A 21,383-nucleotide genomic window follows, 5' to 3' on the forward strand; every position below is an offset into this window, starting at 1 on the left:
ACATCGAAAAAGGCTACTCGAAAGAGTGGCCTTTTTTGTGCGCGATCGAAAAGTGCTTTCCCGCCCTGATTGAGGCTTCTGTCATATATCTGAACACGGGCTCGTCTATGCTCAGCGGCAGCAATTACCTTTTTTTCACAGACCAAACCTGAATATCAGGCAAACAGTTGAAAGTATTTTGAAATATTTTGACCAAAAGGATTGGTAACTTGAGTCTATGCCTCCATCCTATCGCGCACGATTCACGAGGTGGTTGATGCCCGATAATTCGCCAGAACTTAAAGAAACCGTTACAGCAGCCCACCCGATTGCCGCAACACGCCTGCATTGGTTGGATCTGCTGAGCAAGTATCGCCAGCCCATTGGGCTCGCTCTCACCTTACTGTTGTTTGCTATAGCCCTGATTGCCTGCCGCCATCTGCTAAGCGAACTCGATCTGTACGCCCTGCACGACTCGATTATGGACGTGCCCAAGCCCGCCCTTCTCGGCGCTCTCGCAGCGACGGCGGTAGGCTTTGTGATTTTGCTTGGCTATGAGTGGTCCGCCAGTCGCTATGCAGGGGTCACATTGCCCCCCAAAACCTTGGCCTTGGGCGGATTCACTGCGTTTGCCATTGGTAACGCAATTGGCCTGTCGCTGCTGTCCGGCGGCTCTGTGCGCTATCGTTTATACGCACGCCATGGTGTCGGTGCGTCCGAAGTCGCGCACATGACGTTATTTGCCAGCCTGTCGCTCGGTTGCGCCCTGCCGCCCCTGGCTGCACTGGCCACCCTGAGCAACCTGCCAGCAGCAGCCGCCGCATTGCACATTCCCATTTACCTCCTCGGTACCATTGCCGTCGCGGTACTGGTGTTGTTTGGTTTGCTCGCCTTAGGGATTTATCGTCGACGCCTGCCCGAGCAACCCATCCCGGACAACCTGCTGGTCAAGGCCGGACGCCGGACGCTGCGCCTTCCTAGCCCGCGCCTGACCTTTCTGCAATTGGTGATTACTGCCCTAGACGTCGCTGCTGCGGCTACTGTGCTGTATTTGCTACTGCCTGAAGCCCCGCCTTTTGGCCCCTTCATGCTGGTTTACCTGATTGCACTGGCCGCAGGCGTGCTCAGTCATGTACCCGGCGGCGTTGGGGTTTTTGAAGCGATTCTGCTGGCTGCCTTTGCGGACAAACTCGGCGCGGCACCGCTGGCTGCCGCCCTGCTCTTGTATCGCATGATCTATGTGATTCTGCCGCTCCTGCTCGCCTGCTTGATGCTGCTGATCAACGAAGCCCAGCGTTTGATTCAAACCCGGCAGAGTTTGCGCGTAGCCTCGGGCCTGGCCGCGCCGGTTCTGGCAGTGCTGGTGTTTATGTCTGGCGTGGTCTTGCTGTTTTCAGGCGCTACGCCGGAAATCGACAGCCGCCTTGAACACATCGGTTTTCTGATACCACCGGGCCTGATTGACGCCTCGCACTTCGGTGCCAGCTTAATCGGCGTTCTGTGCCTGTTGCTGGCCCAAGGCTTGCGCCGACGCCTGTCCGCCGCTTGGATGCTGACCACGGTACTGCTATTGGTCGGCGCCGTACTGTCCCTGCTGAAAGGTTTCGACTGGGAAGAGGCGACCATTCTAGTGCTCACCGCGAGCCTGCTGGGCCTGTTCCGGCGCTCGTTCTACCGCCCTAGCCGCCTGACCGAGTTGCCGTTCTCGCCGCTGTATCTGGTGGCCAGCGCCTGCGTACTGGGCGCCTCAATGTGGCTGCTGCTGTTCGCCTACCAAGACGTGCCTTACAGCCATCAACTGTGGTGGCAGTTCACCCTCGACTCGGATGCCCCACGCGGGTTGCGCTCCCTGATGGGTGCTGCCGTGCTGCTGGTGATCGTTTCTCTGACCTGGCTGCTGCGCACCGCTCGCCCAACCGTGCACCTGCCTGACGCCGCTGAACTGGAAAAAGCCGAGAACATTCTGCTGGCTTCGGACCAACCCGATGGTGGCCTCGCGCTGACTGGCGACAAAGCCTTGCTGTTCCATCCGGACGACAGCGCATTCCTGATGTACGCGCGTCGCGGCCGTAGCCTGGTGGCACTGTACGACCCCATCGGCCCCCCCCAGCAACGTGCCGAGCTGATCTGGCAGTTCCGAGACCTGTGCGACACCCTGCATGCTCGCCCGGTGTTCTATCAGGTGCGGGCCCAAAGCCTGCCGTTTTATATGGACATCGGCTTGACTGCCATCAAGCTCGGCGAAGAAGCCCGGGTCGATCTGCACCGCTTTGATCTCGAAGCCAAGGGCAAAGAGATGAAAGACCTGCGCTACACCTGGAACCGTGGTACCCGTGACGGTCTGTCGCTGGAAATCCACGAGCCTGGCGAAGCGCCGATGGATGAGCTAAAAGTCATTTCCGATGCGTGGCTGACTGGCAAGAACGTCCGGGAAAAAGGCTTCTCTCTGGGACGATTCAGCGAGGACTACATCAAGCATTTCCGGGTCGCGATCATTCGTTTTGAAGGCAAGCCGGTGGCGTTTGCCAACCTGCTTGAAACGCACAGCCATGAACTGTCGAGCCTGGACTTGATGCGCGCCCACCCGGAGGCCCCAAAACTGACCATGGAGTTCATGATGGTCGGCTTGATCCAGCATTATAAAAAGCATGGATATGCACGTTTCAGCCTTGGAATGGTCCCGTTATCAGGACTACAACCACGCCGTGGCGCACCGCTGACCCAACGTTTGGGGTCGATGTTGTTCCAGCGCGGTGAGCACCTGTACAACTTCCAGGGATTGCGTCGCTTCAAAGATAAATTCCAGCCCGACTGGGAACCTCGTTATATGGCCGTGCCCGCCGGGCTTGACCCGCTGGTTGCGCTGGCCGATACCGCCGCCCTCATTGCAGGCGGCTTGACTGGATTGGTGAAACGTTAATGAAACATCGTTCCTGGCGTTTTTTACTGCTAACCCTCCTTGTACTGGCCGCACTGGCAGTTGGCGGCTACTGGTTCTGGAATCGCCCTTTACCGCAACCGACAATTGAACACCTGAGCCAGGCCGATGGCTCAACACTGACGAAAGTCACACCTGGCCAGTCCGCTCGCGCCCATGTGGTGATTGCAACCCCGCTCGAGGATGCACTCAACGACCAGCAACTGATGGCCCTAGGCCGCAGCGGTGCAGCGCAACTGGTGCAAGTGATCTTGCCGAAGGATGACTGCACCGCGCAGCAGCAAGCCTTGCAAACAGGCTTGCAACAACTAAACGGCCCCGCCACCCTCGTGAGCGGTATTGGCCCGGGCGCAACACTGGCCTGGCGCTGGCTGGCCGAGCAAACCAATGACAAGGCGCAAGCCGTGTCGGTCGGTTTTGCGATGACGCCCAAAGATTGTGGGCCGCCGGTACCCAAGTCGGCAGCTCACGGGCACTGGCTCGTAGCCTGGAACGAAGAACCCGAAGATTCTGACGCCGCCTTTGTTCGCGATCAGGCTAATGCTCAAACCAGCATCAGTGACTACGATATTGCGCAGCCACAAGTGCTGAGCAATGAGCTGCGCAAACTGTTGGTCAGCGATGACAACGGCGGCCTGAATATCCCTCTGATGGAAATACCAGCCAGCAACCCCAATGACACGCTGGTGCTATTCCTCTCGGGTGACGGCGGCTGGCGCGCGGACTTAGACCACGTTATCGGCGACGAAATGGCCAAGGCGGGCTACCCCGTCATCGGTATCGATACCCTGCGCTATTACTGGCAGCACAAAGCCCCGGAGCAAACCGCAGCCGACCTGACAGAACTGATGCAGCACTACCGTCAAAAGTGGGGCACCAAGCGTTTTGTACTCGTGGGTTACTCGTTTGGCGCGGATGTCTTGCCCGCCGTCTACAACCGCCTACCAGAAGCGGAGCAGAATCGGGTTGAGAGCATTATTCTGCTGGCCTTTGCACGCACAGGCAGCTTTGAGATTCATGTCGATGGCTGGCTGGGTAAAGCCGGGGCCGAGGCCGACACCGGGGTTGAAATGGCCAAACTGCCAGCAGCCAAAGTGTTATGCGTCTACGGCGCAGAAGAAATCGACGAGAGCGGCTGTACCGCCAAGACTGCGGTCGGTGAAACCATGAAACTGCCGGGCGGGCATCACTTTGATGAAAACTACCCGGCATTAGCCAAGCGCCTGGTGGACTCCATCAAAAAACACGAAGCCTCCGCACCCGTAACACCGTCTGAGTAAATACCTGAGGGGTACGCCCTTCAGTGTCACAAAAAAGCCCCGACTCTCACGAGCCGGGGCTTTTTAATGTCGCTTGTCCCGTCCTGAACAAGGTTTACATTTCGACCTGAGTGCCCAACTCGATGACTCGGTTAACCGGCAGCTTGAAGAAGCGCAGGTTGCCGTTGGCGTTCTTCAACATGAAGGCAAACAACCCTTCGCGCCAACGTGCCATCCCTACCAACTTGGACGCGATAACCGTTTCACGACTCAGGAAGTACGTGGTCCGCATCGGACTGAAGTCCAGTTCATCGAGGTGGCACAGTTTTAGAGCTTCAGGTACATCCGGCTCGTCCATAAAACCGAAGTGCAAGATCACCCGGTAGAACCCGTCACCATAAGCATCAACCTCGAAACGCCGCTGTGCAGGGACCCGCGGTGAGTCTTCGTTGACCACGGTGAGCAAAACCACTTGTTCGTGCAGCACTTGGTTATGCAACAAATTGTGCAACAAAGCATGTGGCACAGCGTCGGGTCTGGCGGTCAGGAAAACAGCTGTCCCCTGAACACGATGCGGAGGCTGCACTCGAATGCTGCTGATAAACAACGGCAGCGGTAATGCATTTTCATCCAGACGGTCGACCAGCAACTGCTTACCGCGTCGCCAAGTTGTCATCAGCACAAACAGAACAATCCCCGCCAATACCGGGAAGGCACCGCCCTGAACAATTTTCGGTACGTTGGCCGCAAAGAACACGCCATCAACCAACAGAAAGCCGATCAACACTGGCACCGCCAATACAGGCGGCCACTTCCAAAGCAGCAACATGACCGCCGACACCAGAATACTGGTGATCAACATCGTCCCGGTCACGGCCACACCGTAAGCCGAAGCCAGCGCGCCTGAAGACTCAAAGCCCAGCACCAGTAAAATAACCCCGACCATTAATGACCAGTTCACGGCACCGATGTAGATCTGACCCTGTTCGGCGCTGGACGTGTGCTGAATATGCATGCGCGGGATGTAACCGAGTTGAATCGCCTGACGGGTCAAGGAAAAGGCCCCCGAGATCACTGCCTGAGAGGCAATGACTGTGGCCAGCGTGGCCAGCCCTACCAAGGGGATCAACGCCCAGCTCGGCGCCAACAGGTAGAACGGGTTACGCGCCGCCTCTGAATTTTCGAGCAACAAGGCGCCTTGACCAAAATAGTTCAGCACCAGTGCGGGCAAAACCAGGATGAACCAAGCGCGGGCAATCGGCTTGCGCCCAAAGTGCCCCATGTCGGCGTACAGCGCTTCAGCACCGGTCAGCGCCAGCACCACCGCACCCAAAATGGCCACGCCCATGCCAGGGTGAGAAACGAAGAAACGCACGCCCCAGATCGGGTTTAGCGCGCTAAGCACTTCAGGGTGCTGCGAGATGCCGTTAACACCGAGCACGCCCAACACCACAAACCACAGCACCATAATCGGGCCAAAGAGCTTGCCCAAGGTGGCGGTGCCGCGACGCTGGATCAAGAACAGCGCGATCAATACGATCAGTGCGAGCGGCACCACCCAGCGATCCAGGCCACTGAAGGCCAGTTCAAGCCCTTCAACCGCAGACAACACCGAAATGGCGGGTGTGATCATGCTGTCACCATAAAACAGCGAGGCGCCGATCAACCCTAGAATCACCAGCACCGAGCGCAGCTTGGGATAGGGCGAAGCTGCCCGACGCGCCAGCGCCGTCAGGGCCATTATCCCGCCCTCGCCTTCGTTGTCGGCACGCAGAATGAACAACACGTACTTGATCGAGACGACCCAGATCAATGACCACAGGATTAACGCCAAAATACCGAAGACGCCATCATGGTTGACCTGTACGCCATATCCCCCAGTGAATACCTCTTTAAGGGTATACAGCGGGCTGGTACCGATATCGCCATACACCACACCGACAGCAGCAACCAGCATACCGATGGGTTTTGCCTTTGAGTGACCGTCTTCTGTTGCCTGACTACTGAGCTGCCCCATTAACCACTCCTACGACCTTGGCCCGTGCTTCTTAATGGCGAGCGCCGCACTTGATGTGCAGCATGCTCTGATTTTCTGACTGTTACCCACGACTTATACCTACGAAGCAAGGTCCATTTAAAACCTGATTTCGCAACGGCGCGCAGCATAGCGCAGCACTCGTCGTAAATCCCCGTATAACGCTGGTCAAGTGCGTTGACCATAGCTAAAATTGCGCACTTTTTTTGATTAGAGGCGCAGAGGGTCTGTGACCGCTTTATTGAGAGCCACGTTGCGGCACCAATAAGACGTATCAGACCCTGAGCGCCCGTTCGTCGTGCAGCCTTTACGGGCATGTAACGTCACTACATACCGAGGTTCGCCATGTCCACCGTTACCACGCCAGCCAACCCGAAGGTTGGCTTTGTTTCCTTGGGTTGTCCAAAAGCTCTGGTCGACTCCGAGCGCATCCTTACGCAACTGCGCATGGAAGGCTACGACGTCGTCTCCACCTACCAGGACGCCGACGTCGTTGTGGTCAACACGTGCGGTTTCATCGACAGCGCCAAAGCTGAATCGCTGGAAGTCATTGGTGAAGCCATCAAGGAAAACGGCAAGGTCATCGTGACCGGCTGTATGGGCGTCGAAGAAGGCAACATCCGCGACGTACACCCAAGCGTATTGGCCGTTACCGGTCCGCAGCAGTACGAGCAAGTCGTGAATGCCGTGCACCAAGTGGTACCGCCGCGTCAGGACCACAACCCGCTGATCGACCTGGTGCCACCTCAAGGCATCAAGCTGACACCGCGCCACTATGCCTACCTGAAAATTTCTGAAGGCTGTAACCATAGCTGCAGCTTCTGCATTATTCCTTCGATGCGCGGCAAACTGGTTAGCCGTCCGGTGGGTGACGTGCTCGACGAAGCCCAGCGTCTGGTTAAAGCCGGCGTAAAAGAGCTGCTGGTTATTTCCCAAGACACCAGCGCCTACGGTGTCGATGTGAAATACCGCACCGGTTTCTGGAACGGCGCGCCGGTTAAAACCCGCATGACCGAACTCTGCGAAGCGCTGAGCAGCCTCGGTGTTTGGGTCCGCCTGCACTACGTTTACCCATACCCGCACGTTGACGAACTAATCCCGTTGATGGCCGCTGGCAAGATCCTGCCGTACTTGGACATCCCCTTCCAGCACGCCAGCCCTAAAGTGCTCAAGGCCATGAAGCGCCCGGCATTTGAAGACAAGACCCTGGCCCGGATCAAAAACTGGCGCGTCATCTGCCCAGACCTGATCATCCGCTCGACCTTTATCGTCGGCTTCCCAGGTGAAACCGAAGAAGACTTCCAGTACCTGCTGGACTGGCTGACCGAAGCACAACTGGACCGCGTGGGTTGCTTCCAGTACTCGCCTGTCGAAGGCGCGCCGGCCAACCTACTGGACGCTGCCATCGTACCGGACGACGTCAAGCAAGATCGTTGGGAGCGCTTCATGGCTCACCAACAGGCCATCAGCGCTGCACGCCTGCAACTGAAAATCGGCAAGGAAATCGAAGTCCTGATCGACGAAGTTGACGAGCAAGGCGCAGTGGGTCGTTGCTTCTTCGACGCCCCGGAAATCGACGGCAACGTGTTCATCGCCACCGAGAAAGATATTAAGCCGGGCGACAAGATCATGTGCCGCGTGACGGACGCCGATGAATACGACCTGTGGGCTGAAGCACTCTAATCAGCAATCAGTTCTCAAAAAGCCCTGCCGCACGCGCGCCAGGGCTTTTTTTACGACTATTGTTAGGAGGCTCTTCAATCATCAGTGTCAGGAGACACGCACGATGCAACACAAATGGGTCATTAATACGCCACGTCTTAGCGATTTCGATGCATTAGCCGAGTTATGGGAAGCGTCGGTTCGCGCCACCCATGATTTTTTGCCTGACAGTTATATTGTGCTGCTGCGCCAACTGGTCAGAGACCAATACCTGGACGCCGTGATGCTCATCTGCTGCAAAGACCCGGCCAGTAAACGCATTACCGGCTTTGCTGGCGTGGCAGCAGGCAAGGTTGAAATGCTCTTTATCCACCCTGATTTCCGCGGGCAAGGGGTTGGCAAATGCCTGCTCATGTTCGCCATCAGCGAACTGAACGCGCAATTGCTGGACGTTAACGAGCAAAATCCGCAAGCCATTGGTTTTTACCTCAAACAAGGCTTTGAGGTCGTTGGTCGCTGTGAAACAGACGGTATGGGCCAGCCTTACCCATTGCTACACCTGCGGTATAAACGCCCGGCACGCGCATAAGGCAAATGTTGCCGGGCTTAACCGGCGCCAGGCGGGTACAATACCCGCCCAATTCCATTACGGCCCCTGTCATGTCTGAACCGATACGTCTCTCCAAACGCCTCATCGAACTCGTCGGCTGCTCGCGCCGTGAGGCCGAACTGTTCATTGAAGGTGGCTGGGTCACGGTAGATGGCGAAGTCATCGACGAACCGCAATTCAAGGTCGACGACCAAAAAGTCGAGCTGGACCCGCAAGCTAAGGCTACTGCTCCAGAACCTGTGACCATTTTGCTCAACGCCCCCGCAGGCCTAGACACAGACAGCGCCCTGCAACTGATTACACCGGACACCCTGAGTGAAGAGCACCGCTACGGCAAGCGCCCGCTCAAAGGGCACTTTCTGCGCCTGACCGTTGGCAACGAGTTGCAAGCCAACGCTAGCGGCTTGCTTGTGTTCACCCAGGACTGGAAAATCGTTCGCAAGCTCACCGCCGATGCCAACAAGATTGAGCAGGAGTACGTGGTTGAAGTCTCTGGCGAGATGGCTCCCCACGGCCTCAACCGTCTCAATCACGGTATGACCTACAAGGGTCGCGAGCTGCCTGCCGTCAAAGCCAGCTGGCAGAGTGAAAACCGCCTACGCTTTGCGATGAAGAATCCGCAGCCGGGTGTGATCGCACTGTTCTGCCAGGCCGTAGGCCTTACCGTCATCTCGATCCGCCGAATTCGTATTGGCGGTGTGTCGATGGGCAAACTGCCGGTAGGCCAATGGCGCTACATGACCGCCAAAGAAAAGTTCTAAAGACGGCCCCACCCCGCACATTTCGACACCGCAGCCTTGCCTGCGGTGCTCACTGCTGAATATCAGGATTGCTCTCATGATTCATAACGACGTACTGCGCAGCGTGCGCTACATGCTGGACATCAGCGACAACAAAGTTGTCGAAATCATCAAGCTTGGTGGCTTAGACGTGACGAAAGAAGACGTCCTGACCTACCTGAAAAAAGACGAAGAAGAAGGCTTTGTTCGTTGCCCGGACAATGTCATGGCGCACTTCCTTGATGGCCTGGTGGTATTCAAGCGCGGCAAGGACGAAAGCCGTCCACCGCAGCCTGTTGAGTTGCCTGTGACCAACAACATCATCCTGAAAAAGCTGCGCGTGGCCTTCGAACTCAAAGAAGACGACATGCACGCGATCCTCAAGGCCGCCGAGTTCCCAGTCTCCAAGCCTGAGCTGAGCGCCCTGTTCCGCAAGTTCGGCCACACTAACTACCGCACGTGTGGCGACCAGTTGCTGCGCAACTTCCTCAAGGGGCTAACCCTGCGGGTTAGAGCTTAAAAGCAGCTTCAAGCTATAAGCTGCAAGATGAAGTCTAAAGCTTGGATCTGATTATTTGCCGCTTGTAGCTTGCAGTGTAAAACGTGCAGCTTGAAGCTGGGAGCCCCGCGACCATGCCCTACACCGTTTCCCCTATCGGCTTTGTGCGCTCCTGCTTCAAAGAGAAGTTCGCCATTCCGCGCCAACCACAACTGGCCCCGGCCGCCCGTGGCGTGCTAGAACTGGTCGCGCCATTCGATCAGGGCGACGCGGTACAGGGCTTGGAACAGGTCAGTCATGTCTGGTTGCTGTTTGTGTTTCATCAGGCACTGGAAGATAAACCAAGGCTCAAGGTGCGCCCGCCACGGCTGGGCGGTAATAAATCCATGGGGGTGTTTGCCACGCGTGCCACTCATCGCCCTAATGGCATCGGCCAATCGGTGGTCAAGCTGGACAAGGTGGAAGCTAACCGACTTTATATCTCGGGAATTGACCTGCTCGACGGTACGCCGATTCTCGACATCAAACCTTACGTGCCCTACGCCGATATTATCGACAGCGCCAGCAATAGCATGGCTAGCGCAGCGCCCGTGCTGATTCCTGTGCACTGGACTGATGCAGCCCTGCAGCAAGCGCACGCACATGCTCTGCGCCTTCAGGAGCCTCTAGTGGCGTTGATTGAGCAATGTTTGGCCCAGGACCCACGCCCCGCCTACCAAGCGCCTACGCCTGAACGCGAATACGGCGCGCAGTTTTGGGATCTGGACGTGCGCTGGCATTACCCTGAGCCCGGGGTTATACGCGTGCTTGAGGTTGTTTTGGCTAATCGCGGGTAGACGCCGCAGCTCTCCAAGCCCGCTTTTCACACAGCAAAAAGCCCGCGCCACCTTGAGGTAACGCGGGCTTTTTTATCCTGCGTCGCTTATTTCTCGACGAAGGCGCGTTCGATCAGGTAGTCACCCGGCTCACGCATACGTGGCGAAACGGTCAGACCGAAGCTATTGAGTACTTCGCTGGTTTCGTCGAGCATGCTTGGGCTGCCGCACAACATGGCGCGGTCGTCCTGCGGGTTGATTGGTGGCAGACCGATATCACTGAACAGTTTGCCGCTGCGCATCAGGTCGGTCAGGCGACCTTCGTTTTCGAAAGGCTCGCGGGTCACAGTGGGGTAGTAGATCAACTTTTCACGCAGCGCTTCTCCGAAGAATTCGTTCTGCGGCAGGTGCTCAGTGATGAACTCCCGGTATGCAACTTCGTTGACGTAACGCACGCCGTGGCACAGGATTACTTTTTCGAAACGCTCGTAGGTTTCTGGGTCTTGGATGACGCTCATAAAAGGCGCCAACCCAGTACCCGTGCTCAGCAGGTACAAATGCTTGCCCGGCTTCAAGTCGTCCAGCACAAGCGTACCCGTAGGTTTTTTGCTGATGATGATCTCGTCGCCTTCTTTCAAATGCTGCAACTGGGAGGTCAGCGGGCCGTCTGGCACCTTGATGCTGAAGAACTCCAGATGCTCTTCCCAGTTTGGGCTGGCAATTGAGTAGGCGCGCATAAGCGGACGGCCATTGGGCTGTTGCAGGCCGATCATCACGAACTGACCGTTTTCAAAGCGCAAGCCCGGGTCGCGGGTGCACTTGAAGCTGAACAGGGTGTCGTTCCAGTGGTGAACACTGAGGACACGTTCGTGGTTCATGTTGCTCATGTACGGGGCTCCTAAATTCGCCAGCGCTGACTATGAGCGCGATTGCACAGCATTCTAATGGCGACGACAATATCTGTTAACTGAATTATTAAGATAAGGGTTATCGGTTATATCGATATGCGATTTACTCTCAGACAACTCCAAGTATTCGTTACCGTCGCCCAACAAGAGAGCGTGTCCCGTGCGGCAGGCTTGTTGGCCCTTTCACAATCGGCAGCCAGTACCTCAATCACCGAGTTGGAGCGCCAGACCAGTTGCCAACTATTCGACCGTGCGGGCAAGCGTTTAAGCCTTAACGCCCTTGGTCGTCAGCTATTACCGCAGGCGGTCGCACTGCTGGATCAAGCTAAGGAAATCGAAGACCTGCTCAACGGTAAGTCGGGCTTTGGCTCGCTGACTGTCGGCGCAACCCTGACCATTGGTAATTACCTGGCGACCCTGCTGATCGGGAGCTTCATGCAGGCTCACCCGGAAAGTCAGGTCAAATTGATTGTTCAAAATACCGCTCATATCGTGCAACAAGTTGCCCATTATGAAATTGATCTGGGTCTAATAGAAGGCGACTGCAGCCACCCGGATATCGAAGTGCAGAGCTGGGTCGAAGACGAACTGGTGGTGTTCTGTGCGCCTCAGCACCCCTTGGCCGCTCGCGGTCACGCCACCTTGGAAGAACTGACCCGTGAAGCCTGGATTTTACGTGAACAAGGGTCGGGCACCCGACTCACGTTTGACCAAGCCATGCGCCACCACCAAAGCGCACTGAACATTCGCCTGGAGCTGGAACATACCGAGGCGATCAAGCGAGCTGTTGAGTCAGGGCTGGGCATCGGTTGTATTTCACGCCTAGCACTGCGCGATGCTTTTCGTCGCGGCAGCCTGGTGGCTGTAGAAACCCCAGACTTGGATCTGGCGCGACAGTTTTTCTTTATCTGGCACAAGAAGAAGTACCAGACCTCGGCCATGCGCGAGTTTTTAGAGCTGTGCCGTGCGTTTACCGCCGGGGTTCAGCGAAGCGACGAAATCGTTCTACCCGCCATCGCTTAGAGCAGTATCACGGCCCACACCACGGCAATCATGGTCAGCACGACAAATTGAGCGGCGCTGCCCATGTCCTTAGCGTTTTTAGACAACGGGTGTAAATCGAGGGATATACGATCAATCGCCGCCTCAATTGCCGAGTTCAGTAGTTCTACAATCAGTGCCAGCAGGCAGACTGCAATCAGCAATGCACGCTCTACCCGGCTGACATTCAGAAAGAACGAAAGCGGGATCAGTACCACATTAAGCAGTACCAATTGTCGAAATGCCGCCTCGCCAGTAAAGGCTGCGCGCAAACCGTCCAGCGAATAACCGCCAGCATTCAAAATCCGTTTAAACCCGGTTTTACCCTTGAAAGGCGACATAAATAGGCAACTGCACAAAAAATGAGTGGGGAAACTAATTCACGCAACGTCAAAAATGCGTGAAGACGGGCCTTTTAATGGCTTGAAATCGATTCTAGCTGCTGCAAAAGTAGCGCGGCTTGAGTCCGGGTACGAACCCCCAGCTTGCGGAAAATCGCAGTGACGTGAGCCTTGATCGTTGCTTCCGAAACGCTCAACTCATAGGCGATCTGCTTGTTCAGCAGGCCTTCACAGACCATGGTCAATACCCTGAACTGTTGCGGTGTCAGGCTGGCCAGCCCTTCACTAGCGGCTTTGGCTTCTGCCGAAACCTGAACTTCTTCGAACGCCTGAGGTGGCCAGGAAACATCACCATCCAATACGGCACGTACCGCTTTTTGAATATCGTGCAGCGAACTGGACTTAGGGATAAAACCACTGGCACCAAACTCTCGCGAGCGCACCATGACACAAGCCTCTTCCTGCGCCGACACCATGACCACAGGGATCTGTGGGTATTGACCTCGCAGCAGCACCAGCCCGGAAAAACCGTAAGCACCCGGCATGTTCAGGTCGAGCAGAACCAGATCCCAATCAGCCTTTATTTCCAGCTGTTTTTCCAGCTCGGCAATACTGGCGACTTCAACCAAGCGAACATCAGAGCCCAGGCCCAAAGTGACGGCCTGATGCAAGGCGCTGCGAAACAACGGATGGTCATCAGCAATCAGGATTTCGTATGTGGCCATTTTTTAAATGATCCTGTTTTTCAGGCAAGACTGGATCAATTCCAGTACTCGCTAAGGCAACTCGAGCAACAGTCTAAAACTGTGCATCAAAGGGCAAGATTTACGCTAAAAGTCAGAACATATAAGCGTATGAGCAGTATCTGCCGCCGAATCGGCGGCCAAGCATGCCCAGCGAAAACAGTAGGGTCAAGCGCAAAACTTGACGCGAAGGCCCAATAACAACCCTTACAGCGCCAGCATCAAAATCGAATCAGCCCCATCGTTTCTATCGTTTATTACGTGCTGAAAATTGTAGCGCTAGTTCTTTAGGCTATTGAGCCCGGTTCTGAGGAATGTCTTTTACAAAAATACCCAGTTCCTGATGCGCAACGCTGGACTCATTAACCGGCAGTTGGTTTTTGGCGTCCAGATAATGCTGACTGAACACATCAAAGTAAGCATCCAGCGCACTGGACGCCTCGGTATCGCCTGCCAGCTCGAGGCACAAGCTGGCTACTTCGGCGGTACAGAGGTGCTCACTGCGCGTAGAACGGCGTAAGCGATAGCGTGAAAGCTTTTCTGGCAGAAGACTCAAGATCGGCAATGCGTCCAGATAAGGGCTTTTGCGAAATATCTTGCGCGCTTCGGTCCAGGTGGCATCAAGGAGGATAAAAAGCGGCCGCTTACTGTTGTCGACAGTCACGGTGTGCGTGACCCGCTCGGCGGCAACGTATTCACCGGGGAATACCAGATAGGGCTGCCACTGTGGATCTGCCAGTAGCGCGAGCAGCGCTTCGTCTATTTCAGTACGTGACCAGATAAAGGCAAAGTTGTCACTGACCACGTCGGCGATCAGCCAGCCCGTATTACTGGGTTTGAACACTTCCTTTTTAGTCATAAGCAAGCACACGCCTGAACGCGAACTGACCCTGGGCCGCCAACTGCACAAACAGTGACTTTCTATCACGCGGCATGTATGGCAACGCGGCGCACGTGAGCCACGCGCCAAGTAGGGTTTGGTGCTTTCCTCTTCGCGCTCGTCTCGTAAACGGGCTACGGCATTAGGGGAATGAGTCATCAGGGTCATGGATTTTTACTTAAAGGCACCGACCGCCCATTCGCCACGGGCTGGCGCAAGAACGGATTCACTGGAGAGAGGCGCGGAGTCTACCAGAGGCCAGACGCAGGGAGACTAAACCATGACGGCAAGCATTTCCTGTCACACAATGCTGACCTATACTTCTGCGCCACTGAACGCACAGATCGATGGCGGGTCAAAGTTTGCGTCACGCAAATCAGGAGAGTTTCATGTTGCGCACTATTATTCCGACCGTAGCTCTAATGCTGGCACTGCCTTTGGGCGCGCAAGCGGCCTCTCTTGCAGAATTCAACCTGAACAAAAATTTGCTTCGGGTGGCTGAGAAGAGCAACGAAGGCAAGCCACGTGCTATCAGCCCGGACCTGCTGGACAAAGGTTTCACCGTCGACGGCACGGTGCTGATCAACAATCTGGAAGCCAGCCCGAACCTCGCCGCGCAAATGCGCTCGGCTCCCGAACAAGCCGTTCCGCAGTTAGGACGCAGCGTTTGCAGCGATCCAAACTTTCGCAAGTTGCTGAGCCAAGGCGCCACAATGCGCTTCGACATCAGAGAATATAAAACCAACACCTCGGTGTTGACCCAAGATATCCGCGCCGAGAATTGCCAGCGTAAAGGCTGATTTAATACAGTGCCTGCACGTCGTAGCGTGATACGGCGTGCACACCTCTCTCTGCAATTCTTCATCTACATCAGGCAATTAGCGGTTGCCAGCGCTAACATCCCAAGACCATTATCAAGTCATGTGTTTGACACTCTGTGTCTCGGCGCCTGATTGATTTGCGGCGCCCCCAAGGATGTTGTGTAGAAGGAGACGTACATGCCCGATCAACTCAATGACACCCTGCCACTTTATTTCGAGAGTCAAGGTCTCGACATAGCGAAAGATGTGGACGCGCAACTGCAGCTTGTCGCGCCCGACAGCCCTAACCGCCCGCTTTATCGCGAGATGCTGCTTACTGTACTGCGCATGGCCCACGATGACTTTGATCGCTGGAACGCAAAAATCACCTTGCAAGCTATCCGCGAACTCGAAAAAACCTTTCGCGTTTTGCTGCCATTCAAAGGGCGTCGCAAGGTCACCGTTTTCGGCTCGGCACGCACACCGGTCGAACATCCGCTGTATGCATTAGCCCGAGAGATGGGTGCCACACTGGCTCGTGCCGACGTGATGGTCATTACCGGTGGTGGCGCAGGCATTATGGCTGCAGCCCATGAAGGCGCAGGCCTTGAGCACAGTCTTGGATTTAACATCACGCTGCCTTTTGAGCAGCATGCAAACCCAACGATCAGTGGTTCAGAACATCTGTTGGCGTTTCATTTCTTCTTTACGCGCAAGTTGTTTTTCATCAAAGAAGCCGATGCTCTGGTGATGTGCCCAGGCGGATTTGGCACGCTGGATGAGGTGCTAGAAGTGCTAACGCTGATTCAAACCGGCAAAACACCATTGGTTCCCGTGGTGTTGTTGGACATGCCGGGCGGAACATTCTGGCAGGGCGCGCTGGACTTCATTCACAACGAACTGGAAGCCAACCAATACATATTGCCCAATGATTTGAAGCTAATGCGTTTTGCCCACAGTGCAGAAGAGGCTTTGGCTGAGATCAATCAGTTCTACAACAATTTCTATTCAAGCCGCTGGATGAATAAAACTTTTGTTATCAGCATGAAATACCCGCTCAACGTGCATGCGTTAGCGCACATACAAAAATCATTTGCTGATATTTGCCTGAGTAATGGTTTCTGCCAATCGATTGATGACGGTCAGAATCATAATGCCTCGCTTAATCTGTACCGCCTGAGCTTTGCATTCAGCGGACGTAATCAAGGGCGCTTGCGAGAGCTGGTCGATTTCATCAATCTACCGCAGCACTGGGAGATAGCCGACAGCGAGGACACATCGGCCCGGCGTGAGGAGCCAGCAGATCAGGTAGGAATTTAAGTCTTTTAGAGACGGATTTTGTGTGAATGATTGCGCAGGCCGTTCTTTCGGCGACTTGGTCGTCGATCGCAGCCTGCGGCAACTATTACAGGTGTCGTGCAGATTACGGCTTAGTCGTAAAACTCTCGGCCACTTAGCAGTCGGCCTATCATTTCAAGCGAATAACCTCGATAGCTCAGGAAACGCCCTTGGCGAGCACGTTCCTTAGCATCTTCAGGCAGCGCCCCTGCAAACTTGCGACGCCATGTATCTTCCAACTGCTCTTGCCAGTTGAAACCACACTCACGTATCGCCTGCTCAACATCCCCACGCGACAACCCGCGCTGGTTAAGCTCTTCGCGAATACGCAAAGGGCCATAACCAGAACCGGCACGATAGGAAATATAGCTTTCGAGGTAACGCGACTCCGACAGCAACCCTTCTTCCGTTAAACGGTCGAGGGCGATATCGATCATGTCTGGGCAAGCTCCGCGCTGCCGCAGTTTGCGCGTCAGCTCGACTCGACCATGCTCGCGTCGCGCGAGCAGGTCCATTGCAGTTCGTCGTACCGCGACGAGGTTATCCAAAACGGCAGTCATGAGCTCTATCAGTTATCGTTTCCAGCAGAGTTTTCAAGTTCCATTTCTGCTGCTTCAGCTTCATCAGCAGCCGCTTTGGCAGCTTTGCTCAACTTCGGCATGGTCTTCAGCTCTGCCAGTTCACTGTCAGTCTTTGGACCCAACAGCTTGGCACGCAGTTGCTTCTCAAGGGCGTCCTTGATGTCCGGGTTATCGTCCAAGAACTTAGCGGAGTTCGCCTTACCCTGACCGATTTTGCTGCCGTTGTAGCTGTACCAAGCACCGGCTTTCTCAACGAAGCCGTGCAATACGCCCAAGTCGATCATTTCACCGTTGAGGTAGATACCCTTGCCGTAAAGAATCTGAAACTCGGCCTGACGGAATGGCGGTGCCACTTTGTTCTTAACCACTTTGACGCGGGTTTCGCTGCCGACGACCACATCGCCTTCTTTGACAGCACCTGTGCGGCGGATGTCCAGACGTACCGAGGAGTAGAATTTCAGTGCGTTACCGCCGGTAGTGGTTTCCGGGCTACCGAACATTACGCCGATTTTCATACGGATCTGGTTGATGAAGATCACGAGACAGTTGGCGTTTTTGATGTTACCGGTGATTTTACGCAGTGCTTGCGACATCAGACGGGCTTGCAGGCCCACGTGCATGTCACCCATGTCGCCTTCGATTTCAGCTTTAGGGGTCAGGGCTGCCACGGAGTCGATGATGATGACGTCAACAGCGTTGGAGCGCACCAGCATGTCGGTGATTTCCAGTGCTTGCTCACCCGTATCGGGTTGCGAAACCAGCAGGTCATCGACGTTTACACCCAGCTTGGCCGCATATTCTGGGTCAAGGGCGTGCTCGGCATCGACGAAGGCGCAGGTTGCACCCACTTTTTGCGCCTGTGCAATCACAGACAGCGTGAGGGTAGTTTTACCCGAAGATTCTGGACCGTAGATTTCAACAATACGGCCTTTTGGCAGACCGCCAATGCCCAGTGCGATATCCAGCCCCAAGGAACCGGTAGAGATAGCTGGCACTGCCTGGCGCTCTTGATCGCCCATCAGCATCACGGCGCCCTTGCCGAATTGACGTTCGATCTGACCCAGGGCCGCAGCCAAGGCTTTCTTCTTGTTGTCGTCCATTAAAGTCCTCTCAAAATCAATAAGGCCATGACGGCCGATAACTGTATAAGTAGCCAGTATTATTCCACAGGGATAAACGATCGCCTACCCCTGATTTTCTATTTCTCGTACCGTTCGGCTAATTAGACCTTCCAGCGCTGCAATCACTGTTTGTCGACGAACCTCATCACGGTCGCCAGGAAAGTGCCTGCGCTCGGCTGACACTTCACTACCAACGCCCCATGCCAGCCAGACGGTGCCCACCGGCTTTTCTTGCGAACCACCTCCCGGACCAGCAACACCACTCACAGCGACGGCAAAGCGTGCACCACTTTGTGTCTGCGCGCCGCGCACCATGGCCTCAACCACTTCACGGCTCACCGCGCCAACCTCGTCGAACAAAGGCTGGGGGACATCCAATTGCTTAGTTTTTTGCTGATTGGAGTACGTCACAAATCCCGCCTCAAACCAAGCGGAGCTGCCCGCAATCCGGGTAATGGCTTCAGCGATTCCACCGCCGGTGCAGGACTCGGCAGTCGTAACTTGAGCTTTAAGAGTCTGTAATTGGTGCCCAAGTTCAGCCGCCAGTTGAGATAGTGAGTCCATGAGGCTCTCCTGTTGATGCGTCCAAGCGCCATAACCTACACGAGCAGGTGGACGTTGCAAGACGACAGAGCTCTCACGCCAGAGCCTCACGCAATAAAGTCATTATTCCTACGGCTCGCTCCGGGAGTCCGCAGCAGAATTTTCCACCCCCAGCCGTTTGGCGGCCCAGCGCTGATAAAGACTGATGGCGGCATCTGCACCCGCCAATGCGGTCAGGCAACCAAACGCGCCGGCAGCCAAAACCGACATCCCAGCTGCGTACAGCAACATAAAGGTGGAAACACCGCACACCATGCACGCTCCAGAGCGCAGCGCCAAGCGCCGGACCAGTAGCCAACCGCTCGCACCGTCCTTGTCCGCCCGCCACATCTCACCAAATACGCCACCCACCAAGGCAAGAAGGACGACCAGCAACACCGGCATATCCAGCAATATTTGCGGTTCATTAATCATGTCTTCACTCCTGAATCCTTACTGAATAGAAGCCAATGGCTGGCGTGGACTGAACAGCGGACACTGCCTAGAGCGCCACATCCCTGCTTGAGTCAGATCGAGCAACCGCGATGCAACAAAGACTATGCATGTATGGATATACAGTCAATGCACCAGTGCATATATTTATTTGCCCACAGCCCGCAACCGTGGCGAAACGACATAAGCCGTACGAGCCGTCTTTTTTCAGGCAAAAAAAAACCCACTCTCAGGTGGGTAAATTCTTAAACATAAAGACTAACGTGCGTACATTCCCCACCAGAACACGTGCCCCAGAATCACCAATTGCTCATCCTCCAAATCGGCGAAGGCATAGTCTTCATCTGGATACTCATCACGATTAAAACTACGTAAACGAATACCGCTGGCGAGACGATATAGCTGCTTCACACGCAACTGTCCGTTGTGATTGAGCGCATAAAGGTCACCATCGATGACCTCTTCAATGGTGCGCTTACCCGCATTGACGCCAACGGTTGCCCCGTCACGCAACACCGGCAGCATGCTGTCGCCACGTACAGTCACACATTTAGCCTGATCGAACTCCACCCCATTGTGGCGCAGGCTGCGCTTGCCGAAGCGCAGCCTGGCACGCTCGCTTTCTTCAATAGAAAAACGCCCAGAACCCGCCGCCAGTTCAACTTGGCGCAAGAACGCAATGGACACCTCATCATCGGCCACAGGCGTGTCGTCGTCCCACAAGCAAATGTCACGCAGCTCCGGGTGCAGGGGTTCGGTATCAGAAATGCTAGGCACTGGCGGGTCATCCCGGCCGCGCAAACGATCGGTACTGATATGGAAATACTCAGCAATTTTGGAGATATGCCTGTCGGAAGGATCGACAATTTTCCCGCTCAATATCCGCGAGAGTGTGGACTGCGGCACACCCGTGTTCCGATGCAACGCCATCGCGCTGATCTGGTGACGGATTAGCAGCTCTTTAAGGACTATTGAAACAGTTCGTTTGGACATGCCGAGAATAGTGCTGGGCGTGTTTATAGATGGCAAATGCTATTTCTTCTATTTATAGCAACGCGTCAACGCACCCGTTGCGTACCTGTAGATGCAGGCGGCTGACATGTTAACCTTGCGCCCATTGCGAAAAAGCCGCGCCTGACGCCCGCTTTTCACCCACCTTTCAATCGAATCCGCCTAAGCCCCCTAATGAGCAAGAATACTTCCGACCTGTCCTCCCACACACCGATGATGCAGCAGTACTGGCGCCTCAAAAACCAGCACCCTGATCAATTGATGTTCTATCGCATGGGCGATTTCTACGAGATCTTCTATGAGGATGCGAAGAAGGCCGCCAAGTTGCTGGACATCACGCTCACGGCGCGTGGGCAATCTGCCGGGCAGGCCATTCCAATGTGCGGGATTCCTTATCACGCGGCCGAAGGCTACTTAGCCAAGTTGGTAAAACTCGGCGAGTCGGTGGTGATTTGCGAACAAGTGGGCGATCCGGCAACCAGTAAAGGCCCGGTAGATCGTCAGGTGGTACGCATCATTACACCGGGTACAGTCAGCGATGAGGCGCTACTCGATGAGCGCCGCGACAACCTGATTGCGGCTGTTCTGGGCGATGAGCGCCTGTTCGGCCTTGCCGTGCTAGACATCACCAGCGGCAACTTTTCGGTGCTGGAGATTAAAGGCTGGGAAAACCTGTTGGCCGAGTTGGAGCGTATCAACCCGGTTGAGTTAATGATCCCGGACGACTGGCCTCAGGGCTTGCCTGCCGAGAAACGCCGTGGTGTTCGTCGTCGTGCGCCGTGGGACTTTGAGCGCGATACCGCACTCAAGAGCCTGTGCCAGCAGTTCTCTACCCAAGACCTCAAGGGCTTTGGTTGCGAGAACCTGACCTTGGCTATTGGCGCGGCCGGATGCTTGCTCAGCTACGCCAAAGAAACCCAGCGCACCGCCCTGCCCCACTTACGCAGCCTGCGCCATGAACGTCTCGACGACACCGTAGTGCTCGACGGCGCCAGCCGCCGTAACCTG

20 protein-coding genes and 1 pseudogene are annotated in these 21,383 nt (G+C 55.5%); 11 read left to right on the forward strand and 10 right to left on the reverse strand.

The features are described 5' to 3' along the window. Positions 1–256: 256 nt before the first annotated feature. Positions 257–2,899, forward strand: a complete 2,643-nt coding sequence (gene mprF, locus B347_RS0102675) for a bifunctional lysylphosphatidylglycerol flippase/synthetase MprF (RefSeq protein ID WP_019408166.1) — start codon at positions 257–259, stop codon at positions 2,897–2,899. Beyond that, complete coding sequence (locus B347_RS0102680) at positions 2,899–4,197, forward strand: virulence factor family protein (RefSeq protein ID WP_019408167.1); 1,299 nt, start codon at positions 2,899–2,901, stop codon at positions 4,195–4,197. The genes mprF and B347_RS0102680 overlap by 1 nt, the downstream gene beginning before the upstream one ends. A 94-nt stretch (positions 4,198–4,291) precedes the next feature. On the opposite strand, the gene B347_RS0102685 is transcribed toward B347_RS0102680, so the two are convergent. Beyond that, positions 4,292–6,193, reverse strand: a complete 1,902-nt coding sequence (locus B347_RS0102685; protein ID WP_019408168.1) for a potassium transporter Kup — start codon at positions 6,191–6,193, stop codon at positions 4,292–4,294. Between the two features lie 363 nt (positions 6,194–6,556). On the opposite strand from B347_RS0102685, the gene rimO reads away from it, so the two are divergent. The 5 genes from rimO to tsaA all read left to right on the forward strand — a co-directional run bounded on the left by rimO (position 6,557) and on the right by tsaA (position 10,597). Further along, a complete protein-coding gene (rimO, locus tag B347_RS0102690; protein ID WP_019408169.1) occupies positions 6,557–7,894 on the forward strand; it encodes a 30S ribosomal protein S12 methylthiotransferase RimO in 1,338 nt (445 codons plus the stop codon). A gap of 103 nt (positions 7,895–7,997) precedes the next feature. Then, positions 7,998–8,462 carry a GNAT family N-acetyltransferase gene (locus B347_RS0102695; protein WP_019408170.1) on the forward strand — a complete coding sequence of 155 codons (465 nt, stop codon included), beginning with the start codon at positions 7,998–8,000 and terminating at the stop codon, positions 8,460–8,462. A gap of 71 nt (positions 8,463–8,533) precedes the next feature. Continuing rightward, complete coding sequence (locus tag B347_RS0102700; protein WP_019408171.1) at positions 8,534–9,244, forward strand: rRNA pseudouridine synthase; 711 nt, start codon at positions 8,534–8,536, stop codon at positions 9,242–9,244. 76 nt (positions 9,245–9,320) lie between these two features. After that, a complete protein-coding gene (locus B347_RS0102705; RefSeq protein WP_019408172.1) occupies positions 9,321–9,782 on the forward strand; it encodes a DUF1456 family protein in 462 nt (153 codons plus the stop codon). A gap of 113 nt (positions 9,783–9,895) precedes the next feature. Further along, the gene (tsaA, locus tag B347_RS0102710) at positions 9,896–10,597 is read left to right on the forward strand and encodes a tRNA (N6-threonylcarbamoyladenosine(37)-N6)-methyltransferase TrmO (RefSeq protein WP_019408173.1); all 702 of its coding nucleotides are present in this window, start codon (positions 9,896–9,898) and stop codon (positions 10,595–10,597) included. An 86-nt stretch (positions 10,598–10,683) separates the two neighbouring features. Here tsaA and fpr read toward each other — a convergent pair whose 3' ends face one another. Further along, a complete protein-coding gene (fpr, locus tag B347_RS0102715) occupies positions 10,684–11,463 on the reverse strand; it encodes a ferredoxin-NADP reductase (RefSeq protein ID WP_007923929.1) in 780 nt (259 codons plus the stop codon). A 117-nt stretch (positions 11,464–11,580) separates the two neighbouring features. Here fpr and B347_RS0102720 point away from each other — a divergent pair, with 117 nt between their 5' ends. Next, positions 11,581–12,507: a LysR family transcriptional regulator gene (locus B347_RS0102720; protein WP_026013949.1), complete on the forward strand. Its 927-nt coding sequence runs from the start codon at positions 11,581–11,583 to the stop codon at positions 12,505–12,507. Here B347_RS0102720 and B347_RS0102725 read toward each other — a convergent pair. The 3 genes from B347_RS0102725 to B347_RS0102735 form a co-directional block, all read right to left on the reverse strand. After that, positions 12,504–12,866 (reverse strand): diacylglycerol kinase, encoded by a 363-nt coding sequence (locus B347_RS0102725; protein WP_003443016.1) that lies wholly within the window; start codon positions 12,864–12,866, stop codon positions 12,504–12,506. The two genes, B347_RS0102720 and B347_RS0102725, sit on opposite strands and share 4 nt — an antisense overlap. Positions 12,867–12,940: 74 nt before the next feature. Further along, positions 12,941–13,591 carry a response regulator transcription factor ErdR gene (gene erdR / locus B347_RS0102730; protein ID WP_019408175.1) on the reverse strand — a complete coding sequence of 217 codons (651 nt, stop codon included), beginning with the start codon at positions 13,589–13,591 and terminating at the stop codon, positions 12,941–12,943. A gap of 310 nt (positions 13,592–13,901) precedes the next feature. Then, complete coding sequence (locus B347_RS0102735; RefSeq protein WP_050997484.1) at positions 13,902–14,648, reverse strand: tRNA-uridine aminocarboxypropyltransferase; 747 nt, start codon at positions 14,646–14,648, stop codon at positions 13,902–13,904. 230 nt (positions 14,649–14,878) lie between these two features. On the opposite strand from B347_RS0102735, the gene B347_RS0102740 reads away from it, so the two are divergent. Further along, positions 14,879–15,289 (forward strand): PA3611 family quorum-sensing-regulated virulence factor, encoded by a 411-nt coding sequence (locus B347_RS0102740; RefSeq protein ID WP_019408177.1) that lies wholly within the window; start codon positions 14,879–14,881, stop codon positions 15,287–15,289. A 198-nt stretch (positions 15,290–15,487) separates the two neighbouring features. Next, positions 15,488–16,609 (forward strand): TIGR00730 family Rossman fold protein, encoded by a 1,122-nt coding sequence (locus tag B347_RS0102745; protein ID WP_019408178.1) that lies wholly within the window; start codon positions 15,488–15,490, stop codon positions 16,607–16,609. A gap of 110 nt (positions 16,610–16,719) precedes the next feature. Here the strand turns inward: B347_RS0102745 and recX are convergent, their stop codons facing one another. The 5 genes from recX to B347_RS0102770 all read right to left on the reverse strand — a co-directional run bounded on the left by recX (position 16,720) and on the right by B347_RS0102770 (position 20,357). Further along, entirely contained in the window at positions 16,720–17,187 is a 468-nt protein-coding gene (gene recX, locus B347_RS0102750; protein ID WP_026013951.1) for a recombination regulator RecX, read from the reverse strand. Between the two features lie 8 nt (positions 17,188–17,195). Then, on the reverse strand, positions 17,196–18,308 hold the full coding sequence (gene recA, locus B347_RS0102755; protein WP_019408180.1) for a recombinase RecA: 1,113 nt from the start codon (positions 18,306–18,308) through the stop codon (positions 17,196–17,198). Between the two features lie 84 nt (positions 18,309–18,392). After that, on the reverse strand, positions 18,393–18,893 hold the full coding sequence (locus B347_RS0102760; protein WP_019408181.1) for a CinA family protein: 501 nt from the start codon (positions 18,891–18,893) through the stop codon (positions 18,393–18,395). A 108-nt stretch (positions 18,894–19,001) separates the two neighbouring features. Next, on the reverse strand, positions 19,002–19,346 hold the full coding sequence (locus B347_RS0102765; protein ID WP_019408182.1) for a phage holin family protein: 345 nt from the start codon (positions 19,344–19,346) through the stop codon (positions 19,002–19,004). 276 nt (positions 19,347–19,622) lie between these two features. Continuing rightward, complete coding sequence (locus B347_RS0102770; protein ID WP_081498255.1) at positions 19,623–20,357, reverse strand: S24 family peptidase; 735 nt, start codon at positions 20,355–20,357, stop codon at positions 19,623–19,625. A 192-nt stretch (positions 20,358–20,549) separates the two neighbouring features. Between B347_RS0102770 and B347_RS24585 the strand changes: the two are divergent. Then, a pseudogene (locus B347_RS24585) lies at positions 20,550–21,383 on the forward strand (DNA mismatch repair protein MutS); the annotation flags it as partial.

It is taken from the genome of Pseudomonas psychrophila HA-4, from assembly GCF_000282975.1.
Lineage (GTDB): Bacteria > Pseudomonadota > Gammaproteobacteria > Pseudomonadales > Pseudomonadaceae > Aquipseudomonas > Aquipseudomonas psychrophila_A.

Excerpts from the sequence above, each read along its gene's own strand:
- B347_RS0102725 (WP_003443016.1), bottom strand. The coding sequence starts at position 12,866 with ATGTCGCCTTTCAAGGGTAAAACCGGGTTTAAACGGATTTTGAATGCT.
- B347_RS0102685 (WP_019408168.1), bottom strand. The coding sequence starts at position 6,193 with ATGGGGCAGCTCAGTAGTCAGGCAACAGAAGACGGTCACTCAAAGGCA.
- mprF (WP_019408166.1), top strand. The coding sequence starts at position 257 with ATGCCCGATAATTCGCCAGAACTTAAAGAAACCGTTACAGCAGCCCAC.
- rimO (WP_019408169.1), top strand. The coding sequence starts at position 6,557 with ATGTCCACCGTTACCACGCCAGCCAACCCGAAGGTTGGCTTTGTTTCC.
- erdR (WP_019408175.1), bottom strand. The coding sequence starts at position 13,591 with ATGGCCACATACGAAATCCTGATTGCTGATGACCATCCGTTGTTTCGC.
- B347_RS0102760 (WP_019408181.1), bottom strand. The coding sequence starts at position 18,893 with ATGGACTCACTATCTCAACTGGCGGCTGAACTTGGGCACCAATTACAG.
- B347_RS0102705 (WP_019408172.1), top strand. The coding sequence starts at position 9,321 with ATGATTCATAACGACGTACTGCGCAGCGTGCGCTACATGCTGGACATC.
- B347_RS0102745 (WP_019408178.1), top strand. The coding sequence starts at position 15,488 with ATGCCCGATCAACTCAATGACACCCTGCCACTTTATTTCGAGAGTCAA.
- B347_RS0102695 (WP_019408170.1), top strand. The coding sequence starts at position 7,998 with ATGCAACACAAATGGGTCATTAATACGCCACGTCTTAGCGATTTCGAT.
- B347_RS0102740 (WP_019408177.1), top strand. The coding sequence starts at position 14,879 with ATGTTGCGCACTATTATTCCGACCGTAGCTCTAATGCTGGCACTGCCT.
- recX (WP_026013951.1), bottom strand. The coding sequence starts at position 17,187 with ATGACTGCCGTTTTGGATAACCTCGTCGCGGTACGACGAACTGCAATG.
- recA (WP_019408180.1), bottom strand. The coding sequence starts at position 18,308 with ATGGACGACAACAAGAAGAAAGCCTTGGCTGCGGCCCTGGGTCAGATC.
- B347_RS0102765 (WP_019408182.1), bottom strand. The coding sequence starts at position 19,346 with ATGATTAATGAACCGCAAATATTGCTGGATATGCCGGTGTTGCTGGTC.
- B347_RS0102720 (WP_026013949.1), top strand. The coding sequence starts at position 11,581 with ATGCGATTTACTCTCAGACAACTCCAAGTATTCGTTACCGTCGCCCAA.
- B347_RS0102680 (WP_019408167.1), top strand. The coding sequence starts at position 2,899 with ATGAAACATCGTTCCTGGCGTTTTTTACTGCTAACCCTCCTTGTACTG.
- B347_RS0102700 (WP_019408171.1), top strand. The coding sequence starts at position 8,534 with ATGTCTGAACCGATACGTCTCTCCAAACGCCTCATCGAACTCGTCGGC.
- B347_RS0102735 (WP_050997484.1), bottom strand. The coding sequence starts at position 14,648 with ATGACTCATTCCCCTAATGCCGTAGCCCGTTTACGAGACGAGCGCGAA.
- fpr (WP_007923929.1), bottom strand. The coding sequence starts at position 11,463 with ATGAGCAACATGAACCACGAACGTGTCCTCAGTGTTCACCACTGGAAC.
- B347_RS0102770 (WP_081498255.1), bottom strand. The coding sequence starts at position 20,357 with ATGTCCAAACGAACTGTTTCAATAGTCCTTAAAGAGCTGCTAATCCGT.
- tsaA (WP_019408173.1), top strand. The coding sequence starts at position 9,896 with ATGCCCTACACCGTTTCCCCTATCGGCTTTGTGCGCTCCTGCTTCAAA.